This is a genomic window from Brevundimonas sp. Root1423 (assembly GCF_001426805.1).
Map to the genome: position 1 here is coordinate 16530 of NZ_LMFL01000024.1, position 16528 is coordinate 33057.

15 protein-coding genes and 3 tRNA genes are annotated in these 16528 nt (G+C 69.8%); 4 read left to right on the forward strand and 14 right to left on the reverse strand.

What is annotated here, in order from left to right:
• Window positions 1-6: 6 nt before the first annotated feature.
• The 10 genes from ASD25_RS16810 to ASD25_RS16850 all read right to left on the reverse strand — a co-directional run bounded on the left by ASD25_RS16810 (window position 7) and on the right by ASD25_RS16850 (window position 6716).
• Window positions 7-82 (reverse strand) — tRNA-Thr (locus ASD25_RS16810).
• Window positions 83-193: 111 nt separating this feature from the next.
• Window positions 194-283 (reverse strand) — tRNA-Ser (locus ASD25_RS16815).
• Window positions 284-301: 18 nt separating this feature from the next.
• A tRNA-Ser gene (locus ASD25_RS30555) sits at window positions 302-383 on the reverse strand.
• Between the two features lie 85 nt (window positions 384-468).
• The gene (locus ASD25_RS16820; protein WP_055832271.1) at window positions 469-1410 is read right to left on the reverse strand and encodes a hypothetical protein; all 942 of its coding nucleotides are present in this window, start codon (window positions 1408-1410) and stop codon (window positions 469-471) included.
• A gap of 2 nt (window positions 1411-1412) precedes the next feature.
• A complete protein-coding gene (locus tag ASD25_RS16825) occupies window positions 1413-2006 on the reverse strand; it encodes a YfbR-like 5'-deoxynucleotidase (protein WP_055832274.1) in 594 nt (197 codons plus the stop codon).
• Between the two features lie 132 nt (window positions 2007-2138).
• Window positions 2139-3074 (reverse strand): hypothetical protein, encoded by a 936-nt coding sequence (locus ASD25_RS16830; protein ID WP_055832276.1) that lies wholly within the window; start codon window positions 3072-3074, stop codon window positions 2139-2141.
• 99 nt (window positions 3075-3173) lie between these two features.
• Window positions 3174-4046, reverse strand: a complete 873-nt coding sequence (locus ASD25_RS16835) for a MoxR family ATPase (RefSeq protein WP_055832278.1) — start codon at window positions 4044-4046, stop codon at window positions 3174-3176.
• Window positions 4047-4104: 58 nt separating this feature from the next.
• Window positions 4105-4371 carry a hypothetical protein gene (locus ASD25_RS16840; RefSeq protein WP_156389365.1) on the reverse strand — a complete coding sequence of 89 codons (267 nt, stop codon included), beginning with the start codon at window positions 4369-4371 and terminating at the stop codon, window positions 4105-4107.
• Window positions 4372-5017: 646 nt separating this feature from the next.
• Window positions 5018-6286 (reverse strand): lytic murein transglycosylase, encoded by a 1269-nt coding sequence (locus tag ASD25_RS16845; RefSeq protein ID WP_055832282.1) that lies wholly within the window; start codon window positions 6284-6286, stop codon window positions 5018-5020.
• 103 nt (window positions 6287-6389) lie between these two features.
• On the reverse strand, window positions 6390-6716 hold the full coding sequence (locus ASD25_RS16850) for a DUF2200 domain-containing protein (protein WP_235561824.1): 327 nt from the start codon (window positions 6714-6716) through the stop codon (window positions 6390-6392).
• A 189-nt stretch (window positions 6717-6905) separates the two neighbouring features.
• On the opposite strand from ASD25_RS16850, the gene ykgO reads away from it, so the two are divergent.
• From ykgO to ASD25_RS16865, 3 genes are all read left to right on the forward strand, one after another.
• Window positions 6906-7031 carry a type B 50S ribosomal protein L36 gene (gene ykgO / locus ASD25_RS16855; RefSeq protein ID WP_055832286.1) on the forward strand — a complete coding sequence of 42 codons (126 nt, stop codon included), beginning with the start codon at window positions 6906-6908 and terminating at the stop codon, window positions 7029-7031.
• Window positions 7032-7324: 293 nt separating this feature from the next.
• Complete coding sequence (locus ASD25_RS16860) at window positions 7325-7537, forward strand: DUF2312 domain-containing protein (protein ID WP_200943651.1); 213 nt, start codon at window positions 7325-7327, stop codon at window positions 7535-7537.
• 2 nt (window positions 7538-7539) lie between these two features.
• Complete coding sequence (locus ASD25_RS16865) at window positions 7540-7890, forward strand: hypothetical protein (protein WP_156377036.1); 351 nt, start codon at window positions 7540-7542, stop codon at window positions 7888-7890.
• A 166-nt stretch (window positions 7891-8056) separates the two neighbouring features.
• Here ASD25_RS16865 and ASD25_RS31025 read toward each other — a convergent pair whose 3' ends face one another.
• The 4 genes from ASD25_RS31025 to ASD25_RS16885 all read right to left on the reverse strand — a co-directional run bounded on the left by ASD25_RS31025 (window position 8057) and on the right by ASD25_RS16885 (window position 15856).
• Window positions 8057-10867, reverse strand: coding sequence for a Plug domain-containing protein (locus tag ASD25_RS31025; RefSeq protein WP_055832290.1), 2811 nt, complete (start codon window positions 10865-10867; stop codon window positions 8057-8059).
• Between the two features lie 202 nt (window positions 10868-11069).
• The gene (locus tag ASD25_RS16875) at window positions 11070-12527 is read right to left on the reverse strand and encodes a sigma-54 dependent transcriptional regulator (protein ID WP_055832292.1); all 1458 of its coding nucleotides are present in this window, start codon (window positions 12525-12527) and stop codon (window positions 11070-11072) included.
• 198 nt (window positions 12528-12725) lie between these two features.
• Entirely contained in the window at window positions 12726-13892 is a 1167-nt protein-coding gene (locus ASD25_RS16880; protein WP_235561823.1) for an aspartyl/asparaginyl beta-hydroxylase domain-containing protein, read from the reverse strand.
• 101 nt (window positions 13893-13993) lie between these two features.
• Entirely contained in the window at window positions 13994-15856 is a 1863-nt protein-coding gene (locus tag ASD25_RS16885; RefSeq protein WP_055832294.1) for a DUF4153 domain-containing protein, read from the reverse strand.
• A gap of 439 nt (window positions 15857-16295) precedes the next feature.
• Here ASD25_RS16885 and rplJ point away from each other — a divergent pair.
• The coding region (gene rplJ, locus ASD25_RS16890) for a 50S ribosomal protein L10 (protein ID WP_082572507.1) at window positions 16296-16528 on the forward strand (233 nt) is incomplete at its 3' end.

Sequence of the window (16528 nt, forward strand, 5' to 3'; positions counted from 1 at the left end):
GGGCGATGGTGCCGGCTGCAGGAATCGAACCCGCGACATCCAGTTTACAAAACTGGCGCTCTACCAACTGAGCTAAGCCGGCCGCCGTCCCGACGGGCGGCCCTTATGCTGGCGCGGCATGAAGGACGTCAAGATACCGGATTCGGCCCCGGGGCGACCGGCCGCTCGAGCGGCGCGTTGCGATTGGGGCCGGTGGCGGAGAGGGTGGGATTCGAACCCACGGTGCCCGCAAAGGCACGCCGCATTTCGAGTGCGGTACATTCGACCACTCTGCCACCTCTCCGCGGGGCCGTAGGACGCTTGGTCGAGCGAGCGGCTTCTCTAATGGGCNAAGGCACGCCGCATTTCGAGTGCGGTACATTCGACCACTCTGCCACCTCTCCGCGGGGCCGTAGGACGCTTGGTCGAGCGAGCGGCTTCTCTAATGGGGACCGGGCCGCGCCGCAAGCGGGCGGTTGAGAAATCGCGTCAGCGCTGCGCGGGCAGCGGCAGGCCGAGGGCCTCGCCGGTCGAAAGGTCGCCGTCGATGACGCGGAAAAGTTCGGCAGGGCGGCCGCCGGTCGCCGCGGAAAGGCGGCCCGTGGGCTCGACCAGGCCGGTGCGTTCGACGCCGCGGCGGAAGTTCTGCTTGTGCAGGGACAGGCCGGCGACGGCCTCGGCCGCGATCTGGAGCTCGGACAGGGTGAAGGCGGGGGGCATGAGGTCGAAGAGGACGGGGCGGTATTTCAGCTTGCTGCGCAGGCGGCCCAGGCCGGTGGCGAGGATCCGGCGGTGGTCCGAGGCCATGGCGCGGCCGGGGGCGCCGGGAAGGGGCGGGCGTTCCTGATCGCGGGCGGCCTCGGCGACCAGTCCGGCCTCGTAGAGCAGTTCGTAGCGGTCTAGGACCTGACCCTCGTTCCAGCGGTGGGCGGGGGTGGTGGCGAAGAGGGTTTCGATGCGGGCCAGGCGCCGGGGATCAGCCCCGGCCCAGGCGGTCAGCCCGGCGATAAGGGGGGCGACGCAGGCGGGCGCGCCGTCGCGGCGGTCTTCCCAGGGGAAGATTTCGAGCACGGGGGTCCAGCGGGCCTCGGCCTGGGGCGCGTCGGCGGCATCGGCGGTGAGGGCCAGATAGCCGACCGAGACCTCGCGGCGACGTTCGGGACCGGGGGTGGCGCGGGGGCTGGCCCGGCCCAGGTCGCCGAAGGTGTAGAGCTGTTCGACGAAGCCGAGGCTGAAGCCGGTCTGGGCGGTGACAAAGTCGCGCAGGGCCCGTTCGAAGGTGCGGTCACGGGCCGGGTCGAACGGGCCGAAGGGCAGGGCGGCGGCGCCGTCCTCGCCGGTGGTGGTCAGGACGCAGGCCTTGCGGTCGCGGAGCGCGATGACGACGGCCGAGAGGCCGATGCGGACGCCCTGTTCGTCCGGACCCGCCATGGCTATTCCGTATGCCAGGCGTCGGGGGCGGGGACGACGCCGGTGGCCTCGGCGAGGACGCGATAGCGTTCGAGGTAGCGTTGCTGGGCCACGGGGGCGGGCAGGGGGTCGATGACCAGGTCGTAGCCGGCCGGCGGGGCTCCGAACAGGGTCAGGCCCTCCTTCCTGCTGAAGCCCGCCAGCTGGGTGGCTTCGAAATAGGCGCAGGCGACGTCGGCCTTCTTGATCAGGGTCTTGATCTCGACCGGATTCTTCGGCGGGAGGCCGAAGCGGAGGTGGATGGCGCCCTCCAGCCGGGCCTCGAAGGCCTTGTAGTTGACGCCCAGCGCGGCCTTGAAGGGCGAGATCATGTCGCCGATGACGTATTCCGAGGCGTCATGGAGCAGGGCGGCGAGCCGCCATTTCGGTTCGAGGCCCGGCTTGATGTGGGCGGCGATCTCCTCGACGACGCAGGAGTGCTGGGCGACGGAGAAGGCGTGTTCGCCGACGGTCTGGCCGTTCCAGCGGGCGACGCGGGCCAGGCCGTGGGCGATGTCCTCGATCTCGATGTCGAAGGGCGAGGGGTCGAGCAGGTCAAGGCGGCGGCCGGACAGCATGCGCTGCCAGGCGCGCGGCGGTTTCGCGGAAGGGCGGGGCTTTACGGCCAAGGTCTGATCCTGCTGTCGTGGGCAGGGTTGGTGACGCATCGGGGCGATGCGATCAAGGGCGAAGCCGGGCCGCCGGGCCGCTTATTCGCCGACGTTGAGGGTGACCAGGTCCTTGGCGTCCTCGAAGGCGCGGTTGCGGTTGGTGTCCCTGGAGCGGACCGCGGCGACAACCAGAGGCCCGCCGACCGGGCCCCGGGCCTCATAGCCGACCAGGCGCCAGCCCGATTCCGAGTCGCGGCTGTCGGTCAGGATCCAGCTGGCGCGGGTGGCCTCGCCGCTGGCGCTGGTGCGGATTTCGGCGGCGTTGTTCAGGGCGTTGACGCTGACGCTGTCGCCGCTTCCGCCGCCCGCCGGCGAGGAACCGGTGACGCGGGTCGCGCCGTCGCTGTCGCTGGCGTTGATGTGGAAGCCGCCGATGCGGACGCTGGCCTGATCGCCCCGGGTCTCGATGTGCATGCCCGGAAGGCGAACGGAGGCGTCGTCGCCGGCGGCTTCGATCCTGACGCCCGGCGCCCGGACGGAGGCGCGGTCGGCGGCGCCGGCGGCGCGATCGGCCTGGGCGGCGGCCTGGTCCGCCGCGCCCGCGGCGGCGTCGGCGGCCACGGCGGCCGTATCGGCGGCGGCCTGGGCGGCATCGGCGCGGACGCGGGCCTTTTCGGCGTCGGCCGAGGCCCGGAGCTCGGCGGCGGCGGCGGGCAGCGAGCCCGACAGGCGGGTTTCGAAGGCCTTCAGGGCATCGGCGGGATTTGTCCCGTCCAGGCTGACGAGATGCAGGCTGACCTCGGCGCCCTTGGGTCCGACATAGGTGCAGACCTTGCCGCCGTCCTGGGCCGAGCCCTTGCGGGTCAGGGAGCCCATGGTCTGGGGGCATTGCAGGGCGTCGACGACCTTGAGCACGCCCTTGGCGTCATTGTTCTCGGTGCGGGTCGAGGAGATGCGCACGGAGTCGCCGTCGCAGGCGGACGTCAGCGCGGCGAAGGCGCAGACGGTCGGGATGAGAAAGGGACGAAGGGTCATCGTCGGGAGTCCTTTACGTGGTCTCATCCTGAGCGGGCCGGGCCGATAATCCAGTGAAATCGCGGTAAGGCGGGTGTTCAAACCGGTCCCCTGATGTGTTCAGCCGCCGGGCCGCGCGCCTTCGCGACGGCTGAGGAAGGCGAGGCGTTCGAACAGGTGGACGTCCTGCTCGTTCTTCAGCAGGGCGCCGTGCAGGGGCGGGATCAGCTTGTTGGGCGACTTTTCGCGCAGGGTTTCGGGGTCGATGTCGTCGACCAGCAGCAGCTTGAGCCAGTCGAGCAGTTCCGATGTCGAGGGCTTCTTCTTCAGGCCCGGCGTGTCGCGGATTTCGTAGAAGGTCTTCAGCGCTTCCGAGACGAGGCGCGGCTTGATGCCGGGGAAATGGACCTCGACGATGGCCCGCATCGTCGCGTCGTCGGGGAAGCGGATGTAGTGGAAGAAGCAGCGGCGCAGGAAGGCGTCGGGCAGTTCCTTCTCGTTGTTGGAGGTGATGATGACGACGGGGCGGACCTCGGCGCGGATCGTCTCATCCGTCTCCTGGACGTAGAATTCCATGCGGTCGAGTTCCTGCAGAAGGTCGTTGGGAAACTCGATGTCGGCCTTGTCGATCTCGTCGATCAGCAGGACGGGGCGTTCGGGGGCGGTGAAGGCCTCCCACAGCTTGCCGGGCTTGAGGTAGTTGCGGACGTCGTGGACGCGTTCCTCGCCCAGCTGGCTGTCGCGCAGGCGCGAGACGGCGTCGTATTCGTACAGGCCGTTGTGGGCCTTGGTCGTTGACTTGATGTGCCAGGTGATGAGGGGCGCGTTCATGGCGCGCGCGATCTCATAGGCCAGGACGGTCTTGCCGGTGCCGGGCTCGCCCTTGATCAGCAGCGGGCGTTCGAGGGCCACGGCGGCGTTGACCGCGATCTTCAGGTCGTCGGTGGCGATGTAGTTGGAAGTGCCTTCGAAACGATCGGACGAACGGGACATGGACGGCTCCGGCAGGGGTCTGGTCCGGGTTAGCGAAGGCGGAGCGGGTAAACAACGATCATGTGGATACAGAGGCGGCCTCGTCTTCCTCGTTGGCGCGGCGTTCAGCGGCTTCCAGCTGGAACAGGGGCCTGGAGAGGACGAAGTCCTCGATATCGACCGGATGGCCGGCGCGGACGATGCGCAGATACATTTCCTCGCGGTTCGACATGGGCTCGTATTCGCCGGTCGGCAGGCCCTCCAGGCGGATGAGTTGCAGCGCGCGGATGACGTCGCGATCGGTCAGCCGGGGTGATTTGCAGCGGGGCACGGGTTTCCTTTCCATCAGGCATGGGTCGACGCGCTCTGGCGAAGGGCCGCCAAAGCTGGGGAGGGCGCGGGGCGACCGGGCTCGCCCGGTGCTTGTGTGTTTTACCGTTTCGACGAGACAGCCGCCCCGCGTCGTCGTTTTCCACGCGCGTGCCGGCCGCCGGCCCTGTTTGGGCCTTGCCGACGCCCGGACGGTTCCTTGCGGTCCCGGACGGGGGGAGACGTGCGGAAACATCAAGCGCCGCAGAGGTCCCGCACAAGAAGCGCGCGGCGAGCAGGCGGACGCCATCCATCGACGTCCTCAAGGACCCCCGGCGTAAGCGCCCCCGGGCTTCATCGCTCGACCACAGCCCGCCGACATCGAGGAACGTGGATCCGACGCCCTCCCCACCGACGGGATGGACAAGATTATGAGGGGGTTTTCAGGGGTGCTGACAATTCCGTTTGGGAAAAGCGTAAGCAATTGAAGGGGCGGGATATTTTCTCGCCAATCCGACTATAGATTCGTGATCCTTCCCCCATTTCGGGGAAGGTGGGCGGCGAAGCCGCTCGGATGGGGGCTCGTTCCGGCGCAACGATCATCGAAGGGCGCCCGCAACCGGCAGCCCCCATCTGTCTCGCTTCGCGAGCCACCTTCCCCCGAAATGGGGGAAGGGCCCACCTTAGTCTGCCCGGCGGATCAGCTCATCGGCCAGGTCGGCCGTCAGATAGCCGTCGGCCAGACGGCCCGTGGCGATCTGCCAGCGGCGCAGGGCGGCGCGGGTGTTGGCGCCGATGACGCCGTCGACGCCCTGGGTGTCGTAGCCGAGGGCGGTCAGGGCCCGCTGGGCGCCAATGCGCTGGTCGCGGGACAGGGGGGCGTCGTCGGGCCAGGTCGCCACCAGACCGGGCTTGCCGGCGATGCCGTCGGCGGTCAGGCCGATGGCAAGGGCGTAGGAGACCGAGTTGTTGTAGCGGCGGATCACATAGTGGTTGGGCAGGGCCAGGAAGGCCGGACCGCGCGCGCCCTGTGGCAGGAGAATGGTCGCCTCTTCCAGCGCCTCGGCGTCGGTCGGGGCGCCGCCGCGGGCCAGGGTGACGCCCCGCCCCGCCCAGTAGCGCCAGTCGTGGCGGGGCCCCTCGGCCTCGGCGTAGTCGAAACCGGAGGGCAGGACGACCTCATAGCCCCAGGCCTGGCCGCGCTTCCAGCCGGCCTGGGCCAGCAGATTGGCGGCGGAGGCGAGGGAATCGGCGTCCGAGCCCCAGATGTCGACCTTGCCGTCGCCGCTCTGGTCGACGCCGAGGCGCAGATAGTTGTCGGGCATGAACTGGGTCTGGCCCATGGCGCCGGCCCAGCTGCCCTTCAGCCCCGCCCGGTCGCGGCGGCCGTCGACGACGATGTCCAGCGCGTCCTTCAGCTGGGCCTCGGCCCAGTCGCGGCGGCGGCCGTCGAAGGCGAGGGTGGCCAGCGAGCGGATGACGTCATAGTCGCCCTGGACGGCGCCGAAGCTGCTCTCATTGCCCCAGATGGAGACGAGAATCTCGGCCGGGACGCCGAACCGCTGAACAACGTCCCACGGCACGCGGTCGGTGCGCTGGCGGCCCTGGGCGATGCGGGTGGCGGAGACGGCGGACTGGATATAGGCGCCGGCGGGCCGGCTGAACTCGGGCTGGTTGCCGTCAAGGCGGATGACGGAGGGGTCGGGAGTCAGGCCGGCCAGCTCGCGGGCGTAGGCGTCGCGGCGGACGCCGCCGTGGCGGGCCAGGAAGCCCTGTTTCCAGCCTTCGAACCCGGCCTGGTCCGCGGGCGCGGGCGTCGGCGCGGCCGGCGTGGGCGCGGAGGGACGGACGGGCGCCGGCGCCGGGGTCGGCCGCACGGGCGGCGCCTCCGGCAGCATGGGGGCGCAGGCGGCGACGGAGGCGATGAGAATGAGTCGAAGGCTGATACGCATGATGTAGCTGTAGAGTCCCCGGCGGCCGCCCCGTCATAACAAGTGCGCGAGGCGGGAAGCGTTGCTGCAATAGCGGCGCCATCCCCTGGTTCGCGTGCGAGATCTAGCGCCTCAGGATTTTCTCCATCGCCTTGCCCCTGGCCAGCTCGTCGATGAGTTTGTCGAGGTAGCGGATCTCGCGCATCAGCGGCTGTTCGATGGTCTCGACGCGGATGCCGCAGATCAGGCCGGTGATCAGGGACCGCGCCGGGTTCAAACTCGGCGCCTCGGCGAAGAAGGTCCGGATGTCCGACTTCTTCGCCAGTTGGGCCTCGAACGCTTCCCGGGTGAAGCCCGTGAGCCAGCGGATGATCTGGTCGACCTCCTCCTTCGTGCGTCCCTTCCTTTCCGCCTTGGCGATGTAGTGGGGATAGACGCTGGCGAAGCTCATCCGGTAGATTCGGTGGTCGTCGGTCACGATCCTCTCCATGCCGGGCGTCCGGGTCGCAGTCTGCCGCAACCGTGGGCAAAGTCACCTCAGTCGGCGGTTGACGATTCCGGGAAGCCTCTCTATACGCACCGCTCCGCCGCAGGTTCTTCCCGCGGCTTTTCTGTTTTGCTTTGCCTCAGGACGACGACCATGAAGGTCCGCAGCTCGCTCAAGTCGCTCAAGACCCGCCACCGCGACTGCAAGGTCGTGCGCCGCAAGGGTGTTGTGTACGTGATCAACAAGACCGACCCGCGCTTCAAGGCGAAGCAGGGCTAAAAGGTCTTCCGCGCGCCACAGCGCGGTTCGAAAGTTTCAGGGCTGCGGACTTGTCCGCAGCCTTTTTCGCGTCCGTCCCCAGGCATCGTTGAGTCGCGCGCCCGGGCGTGGTTAGCGTCCCTCATATTCTTTTCGCCCTGTCGGCCCCAGGCCTGTTTGAGGGCATTTTATCCGGAGTTCTCCCTTGGCCGACGACGCTTCCTTCGATTCCTCGCCCGACGTCCTGACCTCGGCCGCCCAGGGCCGGCTGCGCACCATCATCGANGGCTCGATGGTCATCTGCACGGCACCGGCTGCGCACCATCATCGAGCGCATCGAGCGTCTGGAAGAGGACAAGGCCGCCGTCATGGCCGACATGAAGGAGGTCTTCCTGGAGGCCAAGGGCGAGGGCTACGACGTCAAGATCCTGCGCAAGGTCATCCGCATACGGAAGCAGGACAAGGCCAAGCGCCAGGAAGAGGACGCGATCCTGGACCTGTACCTGTCGGCGCTCGGCGAGATCTGACCCTGAAGCGAACCGGCTTCGGCGGGGGCAGGGGCGGCGCGAAGAAGCCGCCTTCCAGTCCGTTCGAGGCCGAACGCAAGGCGGCCCAGCGCGCGGCCCTCAATGCTCTCAGACGCGCCCGCCGCTCGGCAGAGAAGGCGGGCGTTTCGCTGTCCGAATGGGAGGGCGAGTTCATCGACTCGGTCAGCGAGCGGGTGAAGACCCACGGCCGCGCCTTCGGCGACCCGGAACTGGGCGCGCCGGGCCAGGCCCTGTCGGCGATGCAGGGCCGCAAGCTGAAGGAGATCGCCGCCAAGGCGAAGGGCGAGACGCCGAAGCGGCGGTGGGGGCGGAAGGCTTCCCCGGGAGACTGATCACCCTCCCGGCCGTCATCCTCGGGCTTGACCCGAGGATCGGATGTCGGCCCGCACGGCGCGGCCGGGATGGCTCGGGCCGTTGAAGACCGCCGTCCCCGGATGGGCGCCGGACGGTCCGGCCCCCGGGTCAAGCCCGAGGGTGACGGACTGTGGTGGGCGCGCCCTAGAACAGGATCTTGCGGAAGGTCAGGCTGACGGTCCGGCCCTGGGGGTCGAGGTAGTCGGGCTGGTAGTTCAGCGGGGCGTCGCCGGCGCTGGAGGTGACCTCCAGACGGCTGTCGAAGATGTTCTGCACGCCGAGCTGGACGCGCGAACCCTTCAGCCACGGGTATTTGGCCACCCAGGCGGCCTGGCCGCCGAGGTCGACGAAGACGTTGAGATTGATCGTGGCCAGGTCCGAGAAGGCCAGGTCGGGGCCGGTTCCGCCGTCGACGCGGGTGCCCTCGCGCCAGTTGGCGTTGAGGAAGGCGCCCATGCCGCTCTTGAAGACGCCGGCCTGGCCCTGGATCTCGTTGCGGGGCGTGCCGCCGCGGCTGCCGGTGGCGGAGCCGTCCAGCAGGTCGAGCACGGGCACGCCGTCGGCGATGACGATCTCATCCTGCAGACGGACCGTGTGATAGACCGAGAGGTTGAAGCGGCCCTGGCCGGGCTGCATGCCGCCGCCGCGACCCCCGCCGCCGCCCATGCGCATCTGGGGCCCGCCGCCGCCGGGGCCGCCGCGGGGACCGTCGCCGCGGGGGCCGTCGCCGCCCTGACGGATGATCATGGGCGCGCCGAGGCCGGGCGCGGGGCGCGCGCCGCCGGGCATGCCGGGCAGGGGCGTGGCGGCGGGACCGGGCTGGCCGAAGGCGCGGGAGTAGTTGAAACCGGTGCGGATGTCCTGACGCTCGAAGCGGTCGAAATTCAGCGGCCGGGCGTCGAAGGAGACCAGATTGCCGGCCGGGTCGCGGTTGAAGCGGTCAGGCAGGGCGGCCTCGAGCTCGGGGGTCAGGGTCGGGAAGGCGGCGATGGCGTCTTCCGTCAGGCTGTAGGTCCAGGTCGACTGGATGCGGAAGTCGGTTTCGGACCAGGGCTTGAGCGTGGCGCCCAGCTTCCAGACCTTGCGGTTGTCGGAGTTCAGGTCGGGATTGCCGCCGTCGATGCGGGTGACCAGAACGGTCTCGCCGGCGGGGCCGGCGGCGAAGTCGAACACCGGCGCGTTCGGGGTCGAGATGGTCGGATCGTTCAACTGCGAGATGGTGGGCGCGCCGTGCTCGTCGGTGTAGCTGACCAGCAGGGACAGGGGCTCGATCGGCGACCAGTTGACGCCGAAGCCGAGGGTGGACAGGCCGCCGAAGTCCGACAGCTCCTCATAGCCGACGTTGAAATTGGCCGACAGGTCGCCCAGCGCCGGGAAGACGCCGGTGCGGCGGCTGGCGATGGGAATGCCGAAGCTGGCCTGGCCGTTGAAGCGATCGCGCGACTGCGAGCGCTCGGTGGTCAGGCCCGAGCGGACGCTGGTCGAGTCCAGCGAGCGGGTGTCGGCGCCGAAGGTGAAGGTCGAGGATATGCCGCCGGCCGGCAGGTCGAAGACGTCGCCGTTCAGCACCGCCTCGGCGCTGAGCACCTGGGACACGGAGTTGGCGGTGTCGTCGGGCAGGCGGGTGAAGTCGGCGGGGGTCAGGGGGCCGAACGGATTGGCGGCCCCGTCGTTGGCGGTCAGGCGGGTCTGGAAGGGCGTGGTCCCGAAGCCGCGGCCGGTCAGGGTGTCCGTCTCGACGCGGTCGTAGGAGCCGGTCAGGGTCCAGCGCCAGTCGTCTCCGATATAGCCGTCGAGAATGCCGGCGATCCGCCCGGTGAGGGTGTCGGTCTCGCGGCCGAGGGCGTCGGCGTCGTCGAGGTAGCGGTAGACCAGCACGTCGCTGGCGAAGGGCGAGAAGGGATTGCCGTCCGGCAGGGTCAGGACCACGCCGGGCAGGCCGTTGAAGCTGCGGCTGGAGACGTTCTGCAGATTGCCGCTGATCGTTCCCTGGGTCGTGCCGTTGATGTCGCGCTTGACCGTGCCGCGCACGGTGGCGCGCTCGCTGGCGGACAGCAGGGTGCGGTACGCGCCGAGGTCGCCGGTGCGCGGGTCGCCGGCCGCCTGGGCGAAATTGGCCAGACTGGGCGCGCCGCTTCCGGGGACCGGATTGACCAGGACGGGCCGCCCGACCAGGACCGACAGGGCGGGGTCGATCTGGGGGTCGCAGGGGGCGCCCGAGGCGGGGCTGCAGGGAACGCCCGAGCCGCGGTACGGAAGGCCCGAGATATTGCCGATCAGGTCGAACGGAGTCGCGCCGGGATCGCGGACGATGTCGCGCTCGGATTCATACAGCGGGGTCGAGCGTTCGTATTCGGCGTCCATCGACCAGCGGGTGGCCCCGGCGATGCGCAGGACGTTGCCCTCGATCTCGGCCACGGTGCGGCCGCCCTGGGTCGGGGCGCGGCCGGTCAGTTCGCCCGAGACCGAGCGGAAATTGGCCTTGAGAACGAAGTTCACGACCCGCTGGTCGGCGCGGTAGCCGTACTCCAGCGCGACTTCCTCGGGCAGGATTTCGGTGCGCTCGATGGCTTCGGTCGGAATGCCCTGGATCTCCTGGAAGCCGGAGATGCGGCGGCCGTTGACCAGCAGCACGGGCTGGCCGTCGGCGCGGCCGCGCGAGCTGCGGGTCAGGGGCTCCAGATAGGTCAGGAGTTCGGCGATGTTCGAGGCGCCGTAGGCCTGGATCTGCTCGGGGGTCAGGGTGACGTCGGGCGGGATGTCGGAATTGACGCTGCCGCGAGGGCGCGCCGCCGTGGTCACCACCGTGCCGAGGTCATAGGCGTCGGGGTCCGCAGCGGCGGGCCGGGCCGCGGCCGGCGGCGTCGCCGCGGGCGTCTGCGGGGCTTGCTGCGGGGGCGCGGCCTGGATCGCCCCGGCCATGAGTCCGGACAGGGCGGTGGTGACGAGGAGCATGCGAAAGGCCTTCGGGGGAGGACGACGAAGCTGCAACGTGGCCCGGTTCTGTTTCCGTCGCGTTGCAGTGGGGAAACCGGGGGTTGCGGTCAGGCGCAGAGCACTCGTCTTCGGGGTTCCGGCGACCGCTGGCCAATGAACTTTTGGTCAGACTTCGGGCTTTGCCAAGACGGCGCCGAATTGCGGCCCCCCCTGGCCGGGCCTAGCCGGCCTCCCTGAGGCTGCCCTCCAGGCCTTGCTCGCGCACCTTGCGGTACAGGGTGGAGCGGCCGATGCCGAGGCGGCGGGCGATTTCGGACATGTGGCCGGCGTAGACCTCGATGGCGTGCTGGATCAGGTCGCGCTCGATCTCCTCCAGGGTGCGCAGGTGGCCGCGCTCGTCGAGGATGCGGATGGGCGTGTCGGGCAGCGGGGGGAGGTCGATGTCGGCCGGGCCGGATCCGGCCTCCGGGTGATCCGCCTCATCGTCGCCGGCGAGCGGCGTCGCGCGGCCGGAAATGGCGGGGAAGTCGTGGGGCTGCAGGAACGGCGCGTCGGCCAGGACGATCGCGCGATAGACCGCGTTCTCGAGCTGGCGGACGTTGCCCGGCCAGTCGAAGGCGCACAGCAGGGCGAGGGTTTCCCCCGTGCAGCCGGCGATGCGCTTGCCTTCCTCGATGTTGAAGCGGGCGACGAAGTGATCGACCAGGGCCGGGATGTCCTCGCGGCGTTCGCGCAGGGACGGAGCCTCGATCGGGAAGACGTTGAGGCGGTAGAACAGGTCCTCGCGGAAGGCGCCCTCGCGCACCTGCTGGGCCGGGTCGCGGTTGGTGGCCGAGACGATGCGGACGTCGACCTTGACCGAGCGCTTGGCGCCGACGGGGTCGATCTCGCCCTCTTGGAGGGCGCGGAGCAGCTTCACCTGCATGTCCAGCGGCAGTTCGCCGATCTCGTCGAGGAACAGGGTGCCGCCGTTGGCCTCCATGAATTTGCCGGGGTGTTTGTCGTGGGCGCCGGTGAAGGCCCCCTTCTCGTGCCCGAACAGGATGGACTCAATCAGGTTCGAGGGCAGGGCGCCGCAGTTGACCGCGACGAACGGCTTGCCCGACCGGTCCGAGGCGCCGTGCAGGGCGCGGGCGATGACTTCCTTGCCGACGCCGCTTTCGCCGGTGATCAGGACGGGGATGGAGGATTTGGCGGCGCGGGTCCCCAGCGACTTGACCATGCGCATGGGCGCGGATTGGCCGACCAGATCGTCGAAGGAGGTGCGCCCAGTGACGTGCTTCTTCAGACGGCCGACCTCGGCGGTGAGGCGCGTCATCTGCAGGGCGTTGGAGACGCCGACCAGCAGGCGCTCGGCCGAGACCGGCTTGACGAAGAAGTCCTGGGCGCCGGCCTGCATGGCCTTGACCACGGCGTCCACGCCGCCCGACGCGGTCAGGACGATGACGGGCGTCGTGACCCCGGCCGTGCGGATTTCGGCCAGGGCCTCCATGCCGGTCATGCCCGGCATGACCATGTCGAGCAGGACGACGTCGGCGCCGCCGCCCTTCGTCAGGCGGTCGATGGCCTCGCCGCCGGATTCGGCGTGGATGACGGCATAGCCTTCCCGCTCCAGCACGGCCTGGGCGAGGCGGCGCTGGGTCGGATCGTCATCGACCACGAGAACGGTTCTGGCCATGGAGCGGCGCCCTTCATCATCACGTTGCGGCCGGTCCTCGTTGAAGCGGGACTGGCTCATTCCGGGACGTTTTTACGCCCCACAAGGTGAAGATCGGGTTGTGGGGGGTGGTGAGCGGTGGGTTAACGGGAGCGAGGGACCAGGGACCAGGGACCAGGGATCCCTCGCCTTCGCCCCCTAATCCCTAGTCCCTAATCCCTACCGCTCCGCCGTGAAGCTCCGTCGGGCCTGCATCATGGCCGTGATCAGGGTCTTTTCGCCGTCGGTCAGCCACGGGTTCCAGATGTCGAAGATCAGGATCACCCGCATCTGGTCGGCGTCGTTCCAGGCCTCGTGCTCGATGGTGTCGTCGAACACCCAGGCCTGACCCATCTTCCAGTCGCGAACGGTGTTGCCGACGCGGAAGCGGGCCGGGCCGGGCAGGATCAGCGGCAGGTGGGTCAGCAGGCGGACGTTGGACGAACCGGTGTGGGCCGGGATGTGGGTGTGGGGCTGGAGCGCCGAGAAGACGGCGGTCGGGGCGAACCCCTCCTGACGGCACATCGGCAGCGACTCAAGCAGGGCGGCTGTCTGCGGACAACGTTCGCAGACCGCGTCCTGCCGTTCGCCGTCCCGCCACAGCCAGAGCGAGCTCCATTTGCGGGAGTGGTTCAGCTCGCCCCACTGATTGACCGGGGCGCCCTTCGGATAGGCGATATAGGGGGCGAACTCGTCGAAGGACGAGGCCAGCAGGGCCTCGAGCTCGCCCTGGATGAGCGGGGTGGCGGCTTCCAGCGTCTCGAGCCACGGGAACAGGGCGCGGTCGTAGAAGGGAATGGCCGGGAGGCGGGGATAGTCGAGCAGCAGGGGTTCCTGCTTCGGCGCGGTCTTCAGCCCCGCGTAGATGTCCAGCCCCTCGTCGAACCGGTCGAGGGCGGCGGGCTCGACCGTGGCGCGCAGGGCGGCGACCTCGGCCTTCATATGGTCGCGCAGGGCCTCGGCGTGGCGGCGCACGACACTGTCGGCGTGCTCCATCTGGGCGGCCAGCGGCGGCGGGCAGTGGTCGCGGGGCGGGGCGATCTTCAACGCATTCCGATAGACGTCGACGGCGGCGTGGCCCTTGCCGATCTTTTCCAGCATCGCCGCCTTGGCCAGCAGCGCCGAGAAATCATAGGGCTGCATGGCCAGGGCGTCGTCGAGCACCATCAGGGCGCCATGGAAGTCACCGATGAGCCGCAGCGCCACGGCCCGGTTCAGGGCGCCATTGTGGGTCGGACCGATCCGGTCGGCCTGGTCCAGAAGGCCGAGGGCGGACTGCGGATCACGACGCGCCAAGGCCTCGGCGGCGCGGCGCAGCAGTTCAGCCTGTGGTCCGTCCTGATTCACGCGGGGTCCCCCGATCCCGATTTCATGAACTGACTGTAATGAACCGGATCGGGGGCGGGTCAAGGGCCCCACTGCATTCGGCGCGATCGGGCGGGCCGGGGCTAGCCGACCGAAGCCGCCGCCGGCCCGCGGGCGCCGAAACGGTCAAGCCAGTCGGAGACGGGCGCGCGGCCGCACTTCGCCGGGTCAGGCGTGAACCGGGCGCGCGAGTCGATCCCGAGGACGAGATCGGGCCAGGCGGACGCCACGGGTGCGGACCGCCCCGCGCGGAACGCCTCGCGCAGGTCGGCGGACTCCCGTCCCTGGCAGACGGCCGGATCGAAGGAGCCGACGACGGCCCACCGGTTCGGGTCGATGCGGGCGAAGACCTGGACGCCATGGGCCCGGGCCAGCAGGACCTCGGGCGTTCCGTCGCCGTTGACGTCCCGAAGCGCGGCGACGCAGTCGCCCGCGGCGTCGCAGCCGCGCAGCGCCCTGCCCTCCACGGAGGTCAGGAAATCGGCCGGCAAGGCCGAACCCGCCGGCGACATCTCGATGACCTGGGGATGGCGCGGGCCCAGCGCCGGGTCGTGTCGGTCGGTCGCCGACCGGGCTGCACGGGTGCGGGCGGCGATGTCCGCGTTTCCGGAACGGGCGAGCCGGGCCAGCGCCGCCTGTCCGGCCTTGCCGCTCTCGAAACGGAGGAAATGGTAGTCGAACCGGTCCGGCGTCACCGCGCCGCGCTGCAGCCGGGCGACCTGATCCGTCACGGAGAGCCGGGCGGGGTCCAGCAGCGGACTGAACAGGGCCAGGATCAGGGCGAGGGCGAGGACCCCGGTCCAGATGGTGGCGCGCTCCAGAGGCCGCATCCACTCGCCCTTGCGCCAGAACGGGCTGAGCGCGGCCCAGCCGTAGCCGACCGCGAAGGCGGCGCCGACGACGGCGCAGGCCGCGGCGATGATTCTGTCGGGCGTCAGGCCGTACTGGCCGACGCGCAGGGCCAGACCCCAGAAGGCGATGACGACCAGGGGCGCGATCAGGACGGCGGCGACCCGCACGGCGACCCGCAGCACCGCCGGCGGCCGGTTGTCCGGGCGGCCGTCCTGGTAGGCGGCGTTGATCAGGATGACGAGGGCGGCGGCGGCGGCCAGGACCAGGGCGGTGGCGTTTCCGGTCTCCCAGAGACCCTGCAGACCGGTGAAGGGCAGGGCGGCGACGAAGCCGGCGACGATCACCGTCATCACCAGCAACAGCCAGGACAGCAGCATCAGGGCCACGGTGCGGACTCCCCGGATCAGCCCGTCGCGCACGTCGGTCAGATGCACGGCGACGGCGAAGACCAGGAAGGTGACGGGGATGTAGAACCAGTCCTTGCCGAGCAGGTCCTCGAGGAAGTCGAGGCCGATGATGCGGAACAGGGCCGCGCCGAGATGCAGCAGGGCCCAGAAGGCGGCGGTGAAGCCGATCGACAGGGCCAGCTGGACCAGCGACTTGGTGGCGGTGTCGAAATAGGCCGGGTAGCTGGCGATGCGGCGGCGCTCCATGTCCGCCGGGGCCACCAGATGGTGGGCGATGAACAGGCCGGCGGCGGCGAACAGGATCACCGGGGGCGACAGGAAGGGCGGGCCCTGCAGGGTGTCGGCGCTCTGGCGGGCGATGTCGTGAAGGCCGAGCAGGGCCAGGGAGGCGGCGGCGACGCCGGCCCAGATGGCCAAGGTCGTCAGCCGCAGACGGCTGACGCCGGCCAGCAGCATGACCGGCAGAAAGCCCAGGACCAGCAGCAGGGGGCCGAACAGCAGGGGCTGGGTCGCGGGCCAGGTCGCCACGCCGTCCGAGGCGCGGTGCAACCAGAACAGACCCAGGCCCTGCAGCATGCCGATGGCCAGGCGCGCCGGCGCGAGCCAGGGCGCGGCGTCTCGGCCGAGACTGTCGCGGCCCATCGCCTCCAGCGGAACGGAGGGCGCGTCGTCGTTCGGCTGTGTCATGGTCCTGCCCCGGGTTTCGCGGCATCTGACGCCCATCGGCGACGCTTGGGAAGAGCCGGCGCTTGAGTTCTGCGCCGGCCCGTGTATAGAGCGCGCCTTCTCCGTCGCAGCTTCGGCCGCGGCGGTCCTGTCCGAGAACTTCGGGGCGTGGGGGTCACCCAGGCCATAAATGTCAGAGAGCCCTCTGACGCCGTGGGGAGATGGGGATGCAGACGGCCATCGTCGACCCGGTATCCGGGCCGCACGAGGTTCGAGCCTCCTTCGGACATTACGACCGGCCTGAACGCTTCGNATCGTCGACCCGGTATCCGGGCCGCACGAGGTTCGAGCCTCCTTCGGACATTACGACCGGCCTGAACGCTTCGCAGCGATGCGGCGCGCTTTGGCCAATCCGTCGTCGGGAATAAGCCCGGCGGCGAATACCAGACTGGAGACCGCAATGGACCGCGCTCAAAAAGCCGAGTCGATCGAGACGCTCAAGGGCGTCTTCGCCGACGCGGGCGCCGTGGTCGTGACCCACAACCTGGGTCTGACCGTTGCGGACATGGAAGACCTGCGTGGACGCCTCCGCAARGAAGGCGGCACGTTCAAGGTGGTCAAGAACCGCCTGGCGCTCAAGGCGCTGGATGCCGCCGAAGGCAGCGAYTACCACGGCCTGTTCAAGGGTCCCGT